This is a genomic window from Kribbella sp. CCNWLW201 (assembly GCF_037203805.1).
GTDB lineage: Bacteria > Actinomycetota > Actinomycetes > Propionibacteriales > Kribbellaceae > Kribbella.
Genome location: NZ_JBBCBQ010000015.1, coordinates 94,490 through 110,902, shown reverse-complemented (window position 1 = coordinate 110,902; position 16,413 = coordinate 94,490). Strand labels below are relative to the sequence as shown.

15 protein-coding genes are annotated in these 16,413 nt (G+C 68.0%); 12 read left to right on the top strand and 3 right to left on the bottom strand.

Going from position 1 to position 16,413, the window contains the following annotated elements:
• Positions 1-95 precede the first annotated feature (95 nt).
• From V9K99_RS39725 to V9K99_RS39690, 8 genes are all read left to right on the top strand, one after another.
• A complete protein-coding gene (locus V9K99_RS39725) occupies positions 96-1,979 on the top strand; it encodes a glycoside hydrolase family 127 protein (protein ID WP_337009810.1) in 1,884 nt (627 codons plus the stop codon).
• A 17-nt stretch (positions 1,980-1,996) separates the two neighbouring features.
• Positions 1,997-3,691 carry an ABC transporter substrate-binding protein gene (locus V9K99_RS39720; RefSeq protein ID WP_337009808.1) on the top strand — a complete coding sequence of 565 codons (1,695 nt, stop codon included), beginning with the start codon at positions 1,997-1,999 and terminating at the stop codon, positions 3,689-3,691.
• A gap of 3 nt (positions 3,692-3,694) precedes the next feature.
• Complete coding sequence (locus V9K99_RS39715; protein ID WP_337009806.1) at positions 3,695-4,651, top strand: ABC transporter permease; 957 nt, start codon at positions 3,695-3,697, stop codon at positions 4,649-4,651.
• Positions 4,648-5,631 carry an ABC transporter permease gene (locus V9K99_RS39710; RefSeq protein ID WP_337009804.1) on the top strand — a complete coding sequence of 328 codons (984 nt, stop codon included), beginning with the start codon at positions 4,648-4,650 and terminating at the stop codon, positions 5,629-5,631. The genes V9K99_RS39715 and V9K99_RS39710 overlap by 4 nt, the downstream gene beginning before the upstream one ends.
• A complete protein-coding gene (locus V9K99_RS39705; RefSeq protein WP_337009802.1) occupies positions 5,628-6,431 on the top strand; it encodes an ABC transporter ATP-binding protein in 804 nt (267 codons plus the stop codon). The genes V9K99_RS39710 and V9K99_RS39705 overlap by 4 nt, the downstream gene beginning before the upstream one ends.
• Complete coding sequence (locus V9K99_RS39700) at positions 6,428-7,252, top strand: ATP-binding cassette domain-containing protein (protein ID WP_337009800.1); 825 nt, start codon at positions 6,428-6,430, stop codon at positions 7,250-7,252. Before V9K99_RS39705 ends, V9K99_RS39700 begins: the two co-directional genes overlap by 4 nt.
• Positions 7,249-8,532 (top strand): alpha/beta fold hydrolase, encoded by a 1,284-nt coding sequence (locus V9K99_RS39695; protein WP_337009798.1) that lies wholly within the window; start codon positions 7,249-7,251, stop codon positions 8,530-8,532. Before V9K99_RS39700 ends, V9K99_RS39695 begins: the two co-directional genes overlap by 4 nt.
• 63 nt (positions 8,533-8,595) lie before the next feature.
• A complete protein-coding gene (locus tag V9K99_RS39690; RefSeq protein ID WP_337009796.1) occupies positions 8,596-9,282 on the top strand; it encodes a GntR family transcriptional regulator in 687 nt (228 codons plus the stop codon).
• 916 nt (positions 9,283-10,198) lie between these two features.
• Here the strand turns inward: V9K99_RS39690 and V9K99_RS39685 are convergent.
• Positions 10,199-11,179, bottom strand: a complete 981-nt coding sequence (locus V9K99_RS39685) for a carbohydrate kinase family protein (RefSeq protein ID WP_337009794.1) — start codon at positions 11,177-11,179, stop codon at positions 10,199-10,201.
• Between the two features lie 91 nt (positions 11,180-11,270).
• On the opposite strand from V9K99_RS39685, the gene V9K99_RS39680 reads away from it, so the two are divergent.
• From V9K99_RS39680 to V9K99_RS39670, 3 genes are read left to right on the top strand one after another with little or no spacing between them, the layout of a single operon-like run.
• Positions 11,271-11,906, top strand: coding sequence for an O-methyltransferase (locus V9K99_RS39680; protein ID WP_337009792.1), 636 nt, complete (start codon positions 11,271-11,273; stop codon positions 11,904-11,906).
• Positions 11,903-12,544, top strand: a complete 642-nt coding sequence (locus V9K99_RS39675) for an ABC transporter ATP-binding protein (protein WP_337009790.1) — start codon at positions 11,903-11,905, stop codon at positions 12,542-12,544. The genes V9K99_RS39680 and V9K99_RS39675 overlap by 4 nt, the downstream gene beginning before the upstream one ends.
• Positions 12,541-14,091, top strand: a complete 1,551-nt coding sequence (locus V9K99_RS39670; RefSeq protein ID WP_337009788.1) for a DUF6297 family protein — start codon at positions 12,541-12,543, stop codon at positions 14,089-14,091. The genes V9K99_RS39675 and V9K99_RS39670 overlap by 4 nt, the downstream gene beginning before the upstream one ends.
• Before the next feature lie 9 nt (positions 14,092-14,100).
• Here V9K99_RS39670 and V9K99_RS39665 read toward each other — a convergent pair whose 3' ends face one another.
• On the bottom strand, positions 14,101-14,406 hold the full coding sequence (locus V9K99_RS39665; protein ID WP_337009786.1) for a pyrophosphatase: 306 nt from the start codon (positions 14,404-14,406) through the stop codon (positions 14,101-14,103).
• A 40-nt stretch (positions 14,407-14,446) separates the two neighbouring features.
• Between V9K99_RS39665 and V9K99_RS39660 the strand changes: the two genes are divergently transcribed.
• Positions 14,447-15,352, top strand: a complete 906-nt coding sequence (locus V9K99_RS39660; RefSeq protein ID WP_337009784.1) for a hypothetical protein — start codon at positions 14,447-14,449, stop codon at positions 15,350-15,352.
• A 10-nt stretch (positions 15,353-15,362) separates the two neighbouring features.
• Here V9K99_RS39660 and V9K99_RS39655 read toward each other — a convergent pair whose 3' ends face one another.
• Complete coding sequence (locus V9K99_RS39655) at positions 15,363-16,310, bottom strand: hypothetical protein (protein WP_337009782.1); 948 nt, start codon at positions 16,308-16,310, stop codon at positions 15,363-15,365.
• Between the last annotated feature and the right edge of the window lie 103 nt (positions 16,311-16,413).

Here is a 16,413-nt window from a genome sequence, read left to right as displayed (position 1 = left end):
TGTGTCCGGCGTGTAAACGTCTTTCGGTTTCTCTTGGCAAGGTGTGACATTGCACTTAGGGTCTGTGCAATGTCACACGGTACTGGAGTCGGTGGATGAGTGGAGCGGTGCGGGCGATGCGCGGGGCTGTCGTGCCCGTGGGTGCGGTTGAGCTGACCGGCGGGCTGCTGGCGGACTGGCAGCGGCGGAATCGGGAGGCGACGGTTCCGCACGCGATCGCGGAGTTGCGGAAGGCAGGGAACCTGGAGAATCTCCGGCGGCTGGCCGATCCGTCGATCGGGGCGTACCGGGGGCGCTACCCGTTCCTCGACACCGATCTCTACAAGACGCTCGAAGGGCTCGCCTACGAGATCGGCCGGGACGATGCGCCGGCCGGGACGCGGGAGTTCTTCGACGAGGTGGTCGGGCTGCTCGAGCAGGCGCAGGCCGAGGACGGCTACCTGAACTCCTTCTTCCAGGACCCGGACCAGCCCAAGCAACCCTGGTCCGATCTCGGCTGGGGGCACGAGCTCTACAACCTCGGTCACCTGATCCAGGCCGCCGTCACGGCGAATCGTCAACTGGGCGATGGCAGATTGTTGACAATCGCCGGCCGGTTCGCGGATCTCGTCGTCCGGAAGTACGGCAAGGACGGTGAGGAGGTCGTCGACGGGCATCCCGAGGTCGAGATGGCGCTCGTCGAGTTGTATCGAGAAACCGGCACCGAGGCCTACCTCACCCAGGCGCAGTTGTTCGTCGACCGCCGCGGCCAGGGGAAGCTGAAGCACACGATCTTCCCGGCCGAGTACTTCCAGGACAACGCACCGTTCCGCGAGCTCCCGTCGGTCACCGGTCACGCCGTACGGATGGCGTATCTCGCCGCCGGCGCCGCGGACGTGCACCTCGAGACCGGGGACCCGACGCTGCTCGCGGCGCTGGAGCGGCTGTGGGACGACATGGTCGCGACCAAGCTGTACTTCACCGGCGGACTGGGGAGCCGGCACTCCGATGAGGCGATCGGGGATCGGTACGAGCTGCCGTCGGAGCGTGCGTACACGGAGACGTGTGCCGCGATCGCGACGATGCAGTGGGCGTGGCGGATGTTCCTCGCGACGGGCAAGGCGTCGTACCTCGATGTCTACGAGACCGTGCTCTACAACGCTTATGCCGTTGGGCTTTCGGCCGACGGTACGGCGTTCTTCTACGACAACCCGTTGCAGCGCCGGCCGGATCACGAGCAGCGGTCAGGAGCCGAGAGCGGCGGGGAGCCACTCAGGCGGTCGTGGTTCGGCTGCCCGTGCTGCCCGCCGAACATCGTCCGCTGGATGTCTGAACTCCAGGACCACATCGCGGCGCAGAACGCAGACACGCTCTACCTCGGTCTGTACGCCGATGCACGCATCAGCACCGACACACTCGCCGTCACGGTCCGGACCAACTACCCGTGGGACGGCGAAGTCACCATCACTGTCGACAATGCACCGGACACCGAGCAGGCGATCGCGCTGCGGATCCCGGCGTGGTCCACCGGAGCCGAGATCGAGGGTGCGGTGGTGAACGACGGCTGGGCGACCGTGCGCCGGCGATTCGTTGCCGGGGACATCGTTCGGCTGACATTGCCGATGGCACCGAGGGCGCACGGATCCCACCCCTACTTGGATGCGACCCGTGGTGCGATCGCAGTTGCCCGGGGCCCGCTTGTCTATTGCGTTGAGCAACAAGACGTACTCGCACCCGTCGACGACCTGGTGCTGACGCCTGCTGCCGTGGCTGCTGCGACAACACAGCAGCAGGCAGTGGTGGATGGCGTATCAGAAGCCGTAGTCCTCGAAGTCACGGCTGGTGTCGCGCCGACACCGCCTCAAGAGCTCTATCCCGTGATCACCGATCACGAACCCCAGACCGCCATCAGCGAAGTGCCGGCGACGTTCGTCCCGTACTTCCTCTGGGGGAACCGTCAGGCCCTGGCCATGCGTGTGTGGCTGCGCGCCGCGAACTGAAAGAAGAGAAGGCAAAGATGAAGAGATCCATGCTGGTGGGGCTCGTGCTCTCCGGGGTGCTGGTGCTCAGTGCCTGCTCCGGCGGCGGCACGACCGGTGCCGCCGACTCGTCGGCCGGTCCGGGCGGCAAGGCCGCGCAGGGCGGAACACTCCAGGTGCTCGCGAACGCGGGTTTCTCCCACCTCGACCCGGCCCGCGGGTTCGATGGTGGTGTCAACAACTTCTATCGGCTGATCTACCGCACCCTGACCACCCAGGGCGCCGCACCTGGTGCCGACGGCACCAAGATCGTCCCCGACCTGGCGACCGACACCGGCAAGCCGTCCGACGGCGGCAAGACCTGGACCTTCACGCTGAAGGACGGGCTGTTCTTCGAGACCGGTGCGCCGATCACCAGTGCGGACGTGAAGTGGGGCGTGTCCCGGGCCTGGGACCCCGAGCTCGGGATCGGATCGCCGTACGCGAAGCAGATCATCGACGCGCCGGCGAGCTACCAGGGGCCGTACAAGTCGGGTGACCTGCCGACGATCGCGACGCCGGACGCGAAGACCATCGTCTTCCACCTGAAGAAGCCGTACGCCGACTTCGGCAGCGTGGTCGCGCAGAACACCTTCGTACCGGTGCCGAAGGGCCAGGGCGCGGGGAACTCGCTGGACAGCAAGCCGATCTCGTCCGGACCGTACAAGCTGGCCGAGTACAAGCCGGGTGCGTCGCTGAAGCTGGTCCGCAACGACAAGTGGGACAAGAAGACCGATGAGGTCCGGTCGGCGAACCCGGACGCGTTCCAGTGGACCTTCGGTCTCGACCCGGCCACCATCGACGAGCGGATGATCGCCGGCCAGGGCACCGACATCGACGCGATCGCGGGCACCATCCAGGCCGCCAGCGTGGCCCGGATCCAGACCCCGCAGCTCAAGCAGCGCACGATGTCCGGCCTCGGCGGCTGTACGACGTACATGGGTCTGAACACCACGAAGAAGCCGTTGAACGACGTCCGCGTCCGGCAGGCGATCAACCTCGCGGTGAACAAGCAGACCGTGCGGGACGCGGTCGGCGGCTCGACTCTCGCCGACATCGCGACCAGCATCCAGCCGCCGACCGTGGCCGGCCGGGTGGACTACGACCCGTACCCGAGCCCGGACCACAAGGGTGACATCGAGAAGGCCCGTGCCCTGCTCACCGAGGCAGGGGTCGCGAACGGCTTCACCGTGACGCTCGACAGCCGGACCCAGCCGAAGATGCAGGCGATGGCGGTGGCGATCCAGCAGGCGCTGGAGCCGCTGAAGATCACCGTCAAGATCAACCCGATCGACACCTCGACGTACTACGAGGTGATCGGTACGCCGTCGCAGCAGAAGGACATGGCGATCACCGGCTGGTGCCCGGACTGGCCGTCCGGTGCGACCTTCCTGCCGCCGCTGTTCGACGGCCGCAACATCACCGCCAAGGGCAACTCGAACCTCTCTCAGCTGAACGACAAGGGCGTCAACGCGAAGATCGACGAGATCGCCAAGCTGACCGACGTGACCGCGGCGAACGCGGCGTACGGCGAACTGGACAAGCAGATCATGGCGCTCGCCCCGGTCGTCCCGCTGCTGTACGAGAAGGTGCTGATGCTGGTCGGCAGCAACATCGCCGGTGCCTACCTGCACGACGGGTTCTCCGGTGGGATCGACCTGGTCTCGGTCGGTCTCGCGGACGCCGGGAAGTAGCCGATGACCGCGACCCCGGCACTGCTCGAGGTCGAAGAAGTGGGGACCCCGGCTCCGGCCGGGGGTCCCCCGACTTCGACCCGGCGGATCCTGACCAGAATCACCCGGGACAAGGGTGCGCTGGCGTGCCTGCTGTTCCTGGCGATCGTGGTCCTGATGGCGATCGCCGCGCCGCTGATCACCAAGCTCAGCGGCTGGGGGCCGTACGAGTTCGACTCCGCGGCGGTCAACTCCGATCTCGGCGGCGTACCGCACGGCGCGCTCGGCGGGATCAGCGGCAGCCACTGGTTCGGCGTCGAGCCGCAGAACGGCCGTGACCTGTTCGCCCGGATCGTGTACGGCGCTCGCGTGTCGATCACGATCTCGCTGTCGGCGACCCTGCTGACCGGGATCCTCGGGGTCGTGCTCGGCATGCTGGCCGGGTTCTACCGCGGCTGGGTCGACCAGGTGATCTCGCGGCTGATGGACTTCCTGATGGCGTTCCCGGCGCTGATCTTCATGATCGCGATCCTGTCCTCGCTGCCGGCCGGGAACCGCCCGGTGCTGCTGGTGATCGTGATCAGCGCGTTCGGCTGGCCGTACCTGGCCCGGGTGATCCGCGGCCAGACGATGACGCTGGCCAACCGCGAGTTCGTCGAGGCGGCCCGGGCTTCCGGGGCGAAGGACGTCCAGGTCGTGTTCCGGGAGATCCTGCCGAACCTGCGCGGCTCGATCATCGTGATGACGACGCTGGCCATCCCCGGTTACATCGGCACCGAGGCCGGACTGTCCTTCCTCGGCGTCGGTGTCTCGCCGCCGACCGCGTCCTGGGGCCAGATGATCTCGAGCTCGGTGAGCTGGTACTCGGTCGACCCGATGTTCTTCGCCATCCCCGGTACGTTCCTGTTCCTCACCGTGCTCTCGCTGACCGTTCTCGGCGACAAGATCCGCTCGGTCGTCGACCAAGGAGAGGCCGCATGACCCGGTATGTCATCGGCCGGCTCGGCGGGGTGGTGTTCATCCTGCTGGCGGTCTGCCTGTTCACCTACCTGATCTTCTTCAAGCTGTCCCCGGATCCCGCGGTGATGATCTGTGGCAAGACCTGTACGCCGGAACGCATCGACTCGATCCGCGACGTACTCGGTCTGAACCAGCCGATCCTGACCCAGTTCTCGGAGTTCCTGCAGGGCATCTTCGTCGGCCGTGACTACGGGTCGGTGCACTGCTCGGCGCCGTGTCTGGGCTACAGCTTCCAGACCAACGAGTCGGTGTGGACGATGATCACCGCGCGGCTCCCGGTCAGCATCACGGTCGCTGTCGGCGCCGCCGTACTGTGGCTGCTTGCCGGTGTGATCGGCGGTCTGATCAGCGCGATCAAGCAGGGCACGTGGTGGGACCGTACGGCGATGGCACTCGCTCTCGGTGGGGTGAGTGTGCCGAACTACGTGCTGGCGCTGGTGCTTCAGTTCGTGCTGGTGGTGAAGCTGCAGGTGCTGCCGTTTCCGTCGGCGCCGGCATTCGCGGACAACCCGATGCTGTGGTTCGAGTCGTACATCATGCCGTGGACCGTCCTGGCCGTCGGTTATGCCTGTCTGTACGCGCGGTTGACCCGATCGAACGTGATCGACACGCTGTCCGAGAACTACTACCGGACCGCCCGGGCCAAAGGACTGAGCCGGCCGCTGATCCTGCGCCGGCATGCACTCCGGCCGGCCCTGACCCCGATCACCACGATCTTCGGGATGGACTTTGCCGGCCTGCTCGGTGGTGCGCTGATCACCGAGACCGTGTTCGGGCTGAACGGGATCGGCAAGATGGCGGCCGACTCGATCGCCAAGAACGACCAGCCGGTGATCATGGCGGTCACGCTGCTGGCCGCGTTCTTCGTTGTCATCGGCAACGTCGTCGTCGACCTCGTCTACACCGCCCTCGACCCAAGAGTGAGAGTGGTTTCGTCATGACCGATGACCTGTTCGTGGTGGAGGACCTGACGGTCACACTGCCGACCGGGCGTGGGCCGGTGGATGTGGTGAAGAACGTGTCGTTCACGGTCGGTCGCGACGACACGCTCGGCATCGTGGGCGAGTCCGGGTCGGGCAAGTCGATGACTGCGCTCGCCGTACTCGGGCTGCTTCCGCGGGGCGCGCGGACCACCGGGAGCATCCGGCTGGACGGCGCGGAGTTGCTCGGGCAGTCCGATCGGGAGCTGCAGTCGGTGCGCGGCAACCTGATCTCGATGGTGTTCCAGGATCCGTTGTCGTCGCTGAATCCCTATTACACAGTGGGATTGCAGATCGAGGAGATGTACCGGGCGCATCGCGGTGGTTCGCGCCGAGCGGCCCGGCGGGTGGCGATCGAGGCGCTGGAACGGGTCAGCATTCCTGATCCGGGTCGGCGGGTCGACCATTATCCGCACCAGTTCTCTGGTGGCCAACGGCAACGGATCATGATCGCGATGGCGTTGTGCTGTTCGCCGTCGCTGCTGATCGCGGACGAGCCGACGACCGCCCTCGACGTCACTGTGCAGGCGCAGATCCTGGAGCTGATGGCCGAGCTGCAGTCGACCACCGGAACCGGGATGATCTTCATCACCCACGACCTCGCGGTGATCAGCTCGATCGCCAAACGGGTGCTGGTGATGTGTGCCGGCGACCCGGTCGAGTACGGCACGGCCGAGCAGGTGTTCTCGGATCCGCAACATGACTACACGCGGACGCTGCTGGACGCCGTACCGAGGATTGACGACGAGGTGACGGTATGACGTTGCTCAAGGTGCGTGAGGTGACCAAGCAGTTCGTCACCCGGGGCGAAGGGGTGATGTCGCGGAAGGCGGCGTTCACCGCGGTGGACAAGGTCAGCTTCGACGTCGAGCTGGGCGAGACGCTGGCGATCGTGGGGGAGTCGGGCAGTGGGAAGTCGACCACCGCGCGGATCGCGGCCCGGTTGCTGGAGCCGACCAGCGGGACGGTCGAGTTCGACGGTGCGGACGTGACACATGCCAGTGGCAAGGAACTGGCCCGGTTCCGGAACAACGTGCAGGTGGTGTTCCAGGATCCGTTCTCGTCGCTGAACCCGCGGTACACGGTCGAGCGGATCATCACCGCGCCGCTGACCTACCAAGGGATCGCGCCACCCGGTGGCCGGCGGGCGTTCGCGCAGGAGCTGATGGCGCGGGTTGGGCTGGACCCGGACCACTGCCAGCGGTACCCGGCCCAGTTCTCCGGCGGTCAGGCACAGCGGATCGGGATCGCCCGGGCACTCGCGGTGAACCCGAAGCTGGTGATCTGCGACGAGGCGGTGTCGGCGCTCGACGTGTCGATCCAGGCGCAGGTGCTGGAGTTGCTGATGCGGCTGCAGCGGGAGAGCGGGTTCAGCTACATCTTCATCGCACACGACCTGGCCGTCGTACGGCAGATCTCGCAGCGGGTCGCGGTGATGAACAAGGGCAGAATCGTGGAGCTGGGGTCGCGGGACCAGGTGTTCGGTGCGCCCCGCGACGACTACACGAAGACGTTGCTGGCCGCGGTACCGCGGATCAATCCCGAGTGGGATCGGCGGCGTCGGGCAAAGGAGGCTTCATGATCAGCTACACGATCCCGGGGATGCACGTCCGGGAGCACACGGTCGACGTGCCGCTGGACTGGTCTGCGGCCGACGGGGAACGGATCAGCGTGTTCGCCCGCGAGCTCGTCGACCCGGTGCGGCGGGACGACGACCTGCCACTGCTGCTGTTCCTGCAGGGCGGGCCCGGTGGCAAGTCGCCGCGGCCGACCGAGCCGTCGGGGTGGATCGGGCAGGCCCTGAAGACCTATCGGGTGATCCTGTTCGACCAGAGGGGCACAGGTCGGAGTACGCCGATCTCCGGGCGGCGGATGGCCTCGTTCGCCACCGCCGAGGAGGGCGCCGACTACCTAGCGTGCTTCCGGGGTGACTCGATCGTGCGCGACGCCGAGTACCTGCGTACGACGGTCTTCGGCGGCGTCAAGTGGTCGACGCTCGGCCAGAGCTACGGCGGGTTCCTCACGCTGACGTATCTCTCGCAGGCGCCTGAGGCGTTGACGGCGTGCTACGTCACCGGCGGCCTGGCCTCGATCGATCCGTCGGCGTCGGAGGTCTATCGGCGGACGTATCCCCGGGTGGCCGCGAAGAACCGCGAGTTCTACCGGCGCTACCCGCACAACGTGGAGCGGATCGGCGCGATCGCGGATCGGCTGGCGGCTTCCGACGTACTCCTGCCGGATGGTGATCGGCTGACGGTACGGCGGTTCCAGTCGCTCGGGATCGATTTCGGGATGAAGCCCGGGTACGAGCGGATGCACTGGCTGATCGACGAGGCGTTCGACGGAGACGAACTGTCGGACACGTTCCTGAGTCAGGTGATGGACCGGTCGTCGTACGCCGGCGGGCCGTTGTTCGCGGCGTTGCAGGAGGCGATCTACGGGTCCGGGGACGGTGCCACAGGCTGGGCGGCCGAGGCCGAGCGGGCGCTGCATCCGGAGTTCGCCGAGGACGCGCGGCCGCTGCTGTTCACCGGCGAGATGATGTACCCCTGGATGTTCGCGGAGATCCGCGTACTGCGTCCTTTCCAGGCTGCCGTGGAGACGCTGGCGTCCCGCGAGCAGTGGCCATCGTTGTACGACCTGGATCGGCTGGCGGCGAACGACGTACCGGTGGCCGCGGCGGTGTACTACGACGACATGTACGTCGACTCCGGGCTGCAACTGGACACCGCCGGGCGGGTGGGGAACCTGCAGGCGTGGGTGACGAACGAGTACGAACACGACGGGCTCTCGTCGGAGCGGGTGTTCAACCGGCTGACCGAGCTGGTCCGGTCGGTGGGCGGCGGCGTACGGGCGGGTTGAGCGGTCTGTTCCCAGGCGGGTGCCTCACAATGGGCCCCGACGATGCGGCGAGGGAGGGTGCGGATGTCGGCCGATTCGATCGGGCCGTTGCCGAGCGTGCGGCGGCTGCAACAACGGGAGAACCTGCGCGACAGCGTGGCCAACGCGCTGCGGGCAGCGGTGATCTCCGGCGAGCTGGTTCCGGGAGAGGTGTACTCGGCGCCGATGCTCGGGGCGCGGTTCGGGGTGTCCGCCACGCCGGTGCGGGAGGCGATGCTGGACCTGGTCCGCGAGGGTCTGGTGATCTCGCTGCGGAACAAGGGCTTCCGGGTCACCGAGATGTCGGACGCCGACCTGGACAACCTGGCGTCGCTGCGGCAGCTGATCGAGCCGCCGACGATCCGGGACGTCGTACCGGTGATCCCGGCCGACGACTTTCCCCGGCTGCGGGCGCTGGCCGAGGAGATCGTGGTGGCGGCCGAGGCGGGGGACCTGATCGCCTACATCGAGGCGGACCGGGTCTTCCACGTCACCCTGCTGGCGTACTCGGGCAACCAGAAGCTGGTCGACGTCGTGTCGGACCTGCGGTCGCAAACCCGGCTGCTCGGGCTCACGCCGCTGGTCGAGAGCGGCCGACTGGTGCAGTCGGCCGCCGAGCATCACGAGCTGATGGACCTGGTCGAGGCCCGCGACGCCGAGGGAGCCGAGCAGGCCATGCGGCGCCACATCGGCCACGTGCGCGGGCTGTGGGCCCGCAACCCCGAGGACTAGACCACCGCGCGGAGCCGTGCTCCGAGTAGGGCGGATGTGTGGGTGCGTGCTCGAGTACGGCGGATGTGGGTCGGTTGCTCGGTAAGACTGCACGTGGTGGCGCGGCTCCGGGATGCGTGATCGTGCTAGTCGGGGTGGTGTGCGTCAAGGGCGCCTTCGGCGTCCGCTGCGCGGATCGAACAAGTTCGCCCCTTGACCCACACCACCCCGACCAGGGAAGGACGCAGCTGTCCCGGAGCTGCTCACCCGAGTGGTCGCGTTGCCGGTGTGGATGCGGTGCGGGGCACGGGATTTGGGTGGTTTGGGGTGGGTCGGGGAGGTGGTGGGTGCGGTGTGGTTGGCGGGGTGTGTCGAGTCGTGGATGTTTGTTGTGGATCGGGTCGCGGGGGAGCCGAAATCCACGACTCGGTGTACGGATTCGGGGTGGTCCGGTGGGTGGTCGGATTCGTCCGGATGCTGGGCGATGCAGGTGTTGGAGGCGGGTTGGGACAGGTAATGGGGGCCTCGGACATCTGATGCGGTGTCCGAGGTCCCGTTTTCTTGTCCCAGCCCTCGATGATCCGGGCGGGCGTCCCGGGATGCGGACGAATCCGCTCAGATGCCGGGCGCGTGGCCCCTGACCGCCGGATCGGGGAGGGATATACCCCGCTGACGCGACAAAACCCTCCCCGGTCACCAACTCGACCGGCCACCACGCCACCCCGGCTCCACGATCTGCTCCCGTGTCCACCCGGGGGACTGTGACCATTCGGGTGAGCTGCTCCGGGACAGCTGCGTCCTTCCAGCACGATCGAGCAGCCCGAAGCAGCGACAATCACGTCCCGTCTTACTGCGGCTCGCGACAACTACATCCCGCCTTACCGGAACAAGTAACAACCACAGTCCCCAACCGCACCGTCGTACCGGTGGTGAGCGGCTACTTGAGGTTGAGGGCCTGGGCGGTGGCGGCTGCGGCGGGGGAGCCGTAGGCGGAGGCGAGGCGGGCCAGGAACGACGGACGGTCGAGGGTGTACTCCTGGGTGCCGACGGTCTCGAGGACCGTGGTGGCGAGGGTGCAGCCGATCTGGGCGGCGGCTTCGTGGTCGAGGCCGGCCGCACGGCCGGTGAGGTAGCCGGCCCGGAAGGCGTCGCCGCCGCCGGTGGGGTCCACCAGGTTCGGGGCCGGGACGGCCGGGACCTTGGCCAAGATGCCGTCGGCGTTCTCGATCACCACGCCGTCGCCGCCGTGGGTGCTGACGCGGACGCCGACCCGCTGCAGGATCTCCTCGTGGCTCCAGCCGGTCTTCTGCACCATCAGGCCGGCCTCGTACTCGTTGCTGAACAGGTACTCCGCGCCGTCGATGAGCTGCCTGATCGCCTCGCCCTCCATCCGGGCCAGCTGCTGCGACGGGTCCGCGGCCACCGCGATCCCGTTGGCCTTGGCCAGCTCGGTGTGCTTCAGCATGCCGTCGGGGTCGTCGGCGCCGATCAGCACCAGGTCGATCCCGCCGGACGCGGCGTGGATGGCGCCCAGGTCGAGCTCGCGCGCCTCGGCCATCGCGCCGGTGTAGAACGAGGCGATCTGGTTCGCGTCCAGGTCCGTCGTACAGGTGAACCGGGCGGTGTGTACGTTCTCGCACACGCGCACATGGGACACGTCCACGCCGGCTTCGGTGAGGGCGGCGCCGTACTCGGCGAAGTCGGCGCCGACCGAGCCGACCAGCAGCGAGGGCTGGCCGAGCTGGGCCATCCCGTAGCAGATGTTCGCGCCGACGCCGCCGCGGTGGACGACCAGCTCGTCGACCAGGAACGACAGGGAGACCTTGTGCATTTGTTCCTCGAGGAACTGGTCCTTGAACCGGCCCGGGAACGTCATCAGGATGTCGGTCGCGATCGATCCGGCGACGGCGATGCGCATACGGGGTGCTCCTCGGTGGGGTGGTTGTGCGGCGTTCGGGCAACCCATAGAGACTACAGGCGACCGATCTAATACATGGAGGGCGGAATTCATGGGCAGTCAGGTACAGGTGACCGAAGAACTGCACGACTACATGGTCGCGCACGGAATGCCGCTCGACGAGATCGCGACCGAGCTGGTGGCCGAGACCCAGCAGCTCGGGGACGCGGCCGGGATGCTGACCACGGCCGACCAGGCGGCGCTGCTGACCACGCTGACCCGACTGATCTCCGCCCGCCGCGCGGTCGAGATCGGCACCTTCACCGGGTTCTCCGCGCTGGCGATCTCCCGCGGGCTGCCGGCCGACGGGCAGCTGATCTGCCTGGACGCGAGCGAGGAGTGGACCTCGATCGGCCGCAAGTACTGGGAGCGGGCCGGCGTCGACGCGAAGATCGAGCTGCGGATCGGCGACGGGCACGAGCTGGCCGCCGCGCTGGACGGCTCGTTCGACCTGGCCTTCGTGGACGCGGACAAGCCGGGGTACATCGACTACTTCGAGCGGTTGGTGCCGCTGATGCGGTCCAACGGGCTGCTGCTGTTCGACAACACGCTGGCCGGCGGCCGGGTGGTCGACCCGGACGGTCCGGCGGACCGCAAGGAGTTCAACGCGTACATCGCGAAGGACGACCGGGTCGACGTGGTCATGCTCGGTATCGGCGACGGGCTCACCCTGGTCCGCAAGAAGTGAGCAAGGCCGCGGCTCGGTTGAGCGTGAAGGAGTTGCAGCACAAGTACGGCGACCGGCCGGTGATCGAAGGTCTGACCTTCACCCTGGCCGCCGGTCAGGCGATCGCGCTGGTCGGGCCGAACGGCGCCGGCAAGACGACCGTGCTCAAGTGCATCGTCGGCTCGGCCGAACCGGCGGCGGGCACGATCCTGCTCGACGGCCTGCCGATCGACGAGCGTGCCGACGCGGTACGACGCGATGTCGCCACACTGCTCGACGACCTCGACTTCTTCCCGGACCTGACCGCGGCCGAACACCTCGACCTGCTCGCCCGTGCCCACGGCAACGCGGAGCCGGAGGATCTGGTCGACACGCTGCTCGACGACATCGGCCTGCTGCCGGCGGCCGACCAGTTGCCCGGATCGCTCTCCTCGGGTCAGCGCCGTCGCCTCGCGTTGGCGACGGCGCTGGTCCGGCCGCGCACGCTGATGGTGCTGGACGAGCCCGAGGCGCGGCTGGACACCGGCGGCGTGCAGTGGTTGTCGGACCGCCTGATCGAGGAGAAGAAGTCCGGTACGGCGATCCTCTTCGCCAGCCACGACCCGGCCCTGGTCGAAGCCGTCGCCGACTCCGTCGTCACCCTGACTCCGCTGCCATGAGCTCAACCGACGGGCCGGTCGTCTTCGATCCGGCCGACTTCGGTGCGATCCCGGCTCCGCGGGCGCTGCGGGCCTGGATGCGCAAGACCCGGCGCCGTCGCGCGGACCGCTCGTTCTGGCAGGCGTTCGAGAACGCCTACCTGGTCGTCTTCACCCTCGCCATGCTCGGCGCGACCGGCGGCAACGTCGTCCGCCACCTGAACGCAAACGCCTCGCGCTGTACGTCGACGGCCTGTCTGGATCTGGCCTACTACCTGCCCTGGATCCTCGTGCCGTTGCTGGTGGCAACGACGCTGCGGGTGCTGCTGAGTGTCGGGCCGGTGTCGACGTCGCGTGCCGCGGGTTTCTGGTTGCTTGCCACTCCGGTGAACCGTTCGGCGCTGCTGCGGCCGTCGTACTGGTGGATGATCGCGAGCGTTGCGGTCGGCGGTGCGCTCGTCTCGGTCATCGCGTGGGCGCTACTGGGCGCGCAGTTGCGGTCGATCGGTGAGGCGTCGGTGCTGACTGCGTCACTGCTGGTGTGTGCCGCGTGCGTGACGGTGTGGGCGCAGCAGTCGGCCGTGCGCTCGAAGTGGACGCTTCGGGTCGCCGACTTCCTACTGATCGTTGCCGCTGTACCGGCCGTCTGGCTGGCCACCCGAGCGGATGCCAGGCAGCAGGACGTCGTCGGCTATCCGGTGCTGAGCTTCGGACAGGTGCAGCCCGAGCCATTGCTGTCGACGGATCAGGTCCGCCTGTTGGTGATCGGGTTGGTCTCGCTGGTCGTCGTACTGGCAATGGTGATCGTCACCGCGCAGACCCTCGACAAGCTGACGCGGACCACGGTGATCGCCGGCGGGGAGTTGTTGGCCGGTCTTGCTGGGGCAGCTAGCAGTCTGGATATCAGCATGCTCGCCGACGTGGTCGCCGGGCGGCACTGGCGGTTGAAGGGCCGGGTGCCTTCTCGGCGGGGGCGCGGCTCGCGTGGCGCGGCCCTCGTGCACCGCGAGTTCCTCCGGATCCTTCGGTGGCCGCGGCGGCTGATCATCGGCTTCGCGCTGCTCGTCGTACCGTACGCCGTCGCCGGAACCGGACTCGACATCCTGGTCCCCATCGCCGCCGGGTTCGCCGGGTTCGTCGCGATCCGGCCGCTGATGGACGGGTTGAGGTCGGTCTGCCGGTCCACCGGCCTGGTCCGCGCGCTCGGCATGGACCTGCGCGAACTCCGGGTCATCATGGCCGTCGTCCCGGCCGGCTTCACCGCGCTCTGGTGCGTCCTGGCGCTGCCTGCCCTGGGCAACGGAGCGGTCACCTTCGCCGTTGCCGCGGGCATCATCTCCGGTGCCGTCCGCCAAGCCTCCGCGCGACCCCCGTCGTACGCAGGCCCCCTGGTCGCGTCACCCATGGGCGCCATCCCGCCCGGGATGTTCTCCCAACCCATCCGCGGCTTCGACCTACTCCTGCTCTGCCTGGCCCCGGTCCTCCTCGGCCTCAGCTCAACCTGGATCCTCGCCATCCCGGCCTTCGTCCTGGCCGTGATGTTCGCCATCCGCCCCAAAACCGACTGACCTCCGCCGCTAGAGCTCGTGGGCGAGCCATTTGCGGTCGATCTCTGCGGGGAGGTCGACGTTGTGGTGGCGGGCGAAGAGGAGAAGCTGGCAGAAGACGTCGGCGAATTCCTGGTGGAAGCCGGCGCGGATCTGATCAGGAGTGCTGCCCTTGGCACGGGCGCGGCCGGTGTGCTGGAGGTAGGCCTGGGTCAGCTCGCCCATCTCCTCCTGCAGCTTCAGCAGGAACCAGTCTGGATCACGCTCGAACCCGAGCACTTCGCCGTACCGCACCGACAGCTTCTCCAACCGCTCCGACAGCTCTGTGATGTCCACGCGGCTACCCAACCAGGAGCCACCGACACAGAATGGACGGATGGATGCGGTGGCGTGGTTGCTGGAGTCCGAGGAGCCGGCGGTGCGGGGGATGACTCGGCGGGACCTGCTCGGCCGGCCACATGCGGAGGATGTGCTGAAGGGGCCCAAGGTGCGGGCCTTGCTCGATGGGGCGTGTGACGACAAGCGGGCCTATCGGAAGTGGACCGGGGCGCACTGGCGGATCGTGGCGCTGGTTGAGTTGGAGGTGCCGGCGGGGGAGCCGCGGGCGGTGGCGGCCGCGGAGTACGACCTGGCCGAGTTGATGCGGTCGCTGCGGTACGGCGTGAATGTTGTCGACGGACTGGTACGGCGGTGTGGGTCGATCGAGGGCAACACACTCGGGGCGTGCAGTCGGCTGGGGATGGCCGGTGATCCGCGCGTGCAGCAGCTCGCGGAGGGGCTGCTGGAGTGGCAGTGGCCTGATGGTGGCTGGAACTGCGACCGCAAGGCGTCGGGCCGGCGTTCGTCGTTCCACGAGACGCATGCGGCGGCGTGGGGGCTGCACGAGTACTCGGAGGCGACCGGCGACACGGCTGCGCGTGATGCCGCCGTACGGGCTGGGGAGTTGTTCCTGGAGCACCGGGTGTTCCGCAGCCTGTCGACGGGCGAGGTCATCAACAAGAGGTGGCTGCGGCCGAGCTATCCGCCGTACTGGCACTACGACATCCTGCAAGCGCTGCTGGTGTTGTCGCGGCTCGGACTGGTGCGGGACGAGCGTGCCGGCGACGCGCTGGACGAGTTGGAGCAGCTGCGGAAACCGGACGGTCGCTGGCATGCAGGGGCGCAGTGGTGGAATCCGCCGGGCAGCGAACGTACGCCGGAAGTCGTCGACTGGGGACGCAGCGGGCCGAACGAGATGATCACCCTCAACGCCCTGCGGGTGCTCAAGGCCGCAGGGCGCTGACGGTCAGCTGTTACTGCTTCGGGTCGGGGTTGGGCTCGGGGTCGGCACCCGACTCAGGCTGCTGCGCATCCGTTGTCGCTGCGTCCGCGGGGGCGCTTCCGTCGGGGGTTGTGTCGACGGCCGGCATCGGCTCGGGCTCGGGGAGCAGCAAGTAGGGCTCCGCTGCGGGGTCCGGCGCCGGCGCCGGGTCTCCGACGGGCTTTGGTTCGGTGTTGTTCGGGAAGTTGTCCGGGGCCGACGCCCAGACCGCGGCGGCGGCGCGCTGGGCGTCGGCCGCGTCGGTCTGGCGCTCGTAGTTCTTGATGTCGAGGGCGTAGGCCTTCACCACCGCCGACAGGTCCTTGCGCAACTGCCGGTGCACCCAGAGCGCGTAGGCCTGGCTGCGGGCCTCGATGAAGTTCTTCAGTTCCTGCATCTGGGCGGGAGTCATGTCGTCCTCCGAGGAAGATGGGGTGAAGTCGCCGCGGGCGATCGCGGCCCGGGCGGCCGGGCCGGGACAGTCGGTACCGTCCGGCCGGACCGCGGAGTGCGGCCGGATCGCCGTACCGCGGGAAAAGATCCTGCGGAAGTCGGCGATCACTCCGCGGGTGGTGGCCTTCATGGCGGCGGTCGGCTGCTCGCCGGTGACGAGGATCAGCAGGATCGCTCCGTACCGCTCGTTGAGATCGTTGTTGCCGTTGGCACCGGATTGGGTGCGCAGTCCGCGCAGCGTCCAGGCCCGGCCGGCCTGGTCGACCGCGATCTGGTAGGCGATGTCCGACCAGCCGCGGTCGTCCATGTGGTAGTTCTGCCAGCCACGCAACGCCGACGCCACCGCCGCCTGGCTGTGAATACCGGTGGTCGTCCCGGTCCCGGGCCAGTGGATCACCGCGCCCTGGACGCTGGAGACCGTCAGGTTGCCCGGCCCTCCGTTCGGCGGCCGCGCGTTCCAGGCAGACCGCGGCAAATATGTGACCATTACCTGCTCCTCACATGCCTCACGAGCACCGCTTACCCAGCGCTGGCGCTCGGTAATCAACCGATCACAATCGGCATGCGATCGTCAAGGGAAATCACCCTGC

What these genes read in the sequence shown, in the direction of transcription:
- V9K99_RS39715 (WP_337009806.1), top strand. Translation starts at nt 3,695, where the DNA reads ATGACCGCGACCCCGGCACTGCTCGAGGTCGAAGAAGTGGGGACCCCG.
- V9K99_RS39680 (WP_337009792.1), top strand. Translation starts at nt 11,271, where the DNA reads ATGGGCAGTCAGGTACAGGTGACCGAAGAACTGCACGACTACATGGTC.
- V9K99_RS39700 (WP_337009800.1), top strand. Translation starts at nt 6,428, where the DNA reads ATGACGTTGCTCAAGGTGCGTGAGGTGACCAAGCAGTTCGTCACCCGG.
- V9K99_RS39690 (WP_337009796.1), top strand. Translation starts at nt 8,596, where the DNA reads ATGTCGGCCGATTCGATCGGGCCGTTGCCGAGCGTGCGGCGGCTGCAA.
- V9K99_RS39660 (WP_337009784.1), top strand. Translation starts at nt 14,447, where the DNA reads ATGGATGCGGTGGCGTGGTTGCTGGAGTCCGAGGAGCCGGCGGTGCGG.
- V9K99_RS39685 (WP_337009794.1), bottom strand. Translation starts at nt 11,179, where the DNA reads ATGCGCATCGCCGTCGCCGGATCGATCGCGACCGACATCCTGATGACG.
- V9K99_RS39695 (WP_337009798.1), top strand. Translation starts at nt 7,249, where the DNA reads ATGATCAGCTACACGATCCCGGGGATGCACGTCCGGGAGCACACGGTC.
- V9K99_RS39670 (WP_337009788.1), top strand. Translation starts at nt 12,541, where the DNA reads ATGAGCTCAACCGACGGGCCGGTCGTCTTCGATCCGGCCGACTTCGGT.
- V9K99_RS39720 (WP_337009808.1), top strand. Translation starts at nt 1,997, where the DNA reads ATGAAGAGATCCATGCTGGTGGGGCTCGTGCTCTCCGGGGTGCTGGTG.
- V9K99_RS39655 (WP_337009782.1), bottom strand. Translation starts at nt 16,310, where the DNA reads ATGGTCACATATTTGCCGCGGTCTGCCTGGAACGCGCGGCCGCCGAAC.
- V9K99_RS39725 (WP_337009810.1), top strand. Translation starts at nt 96, where the DNA reads ATGAGTGGAGCGGTGCGGGCGATGCGCGGGGCTGTCGTGCCCGTGGGT.
- V9K99_RS39710 (WP_337009804.1), top strand. Translation starts at nt 4,648, where the DNA reads ATGACCCGGTATGTCATCGGCCGGCTCGGCGGGGTGGTGTTCATCCTG.
- V9K99_RS39705 (WP_337009802.1), top strand. Translation starts at nt 5,628, where the DNA reads ATGACCGATGACCTGTTCGTGGTGGAGGACCTGACGGTCACACTGCCG.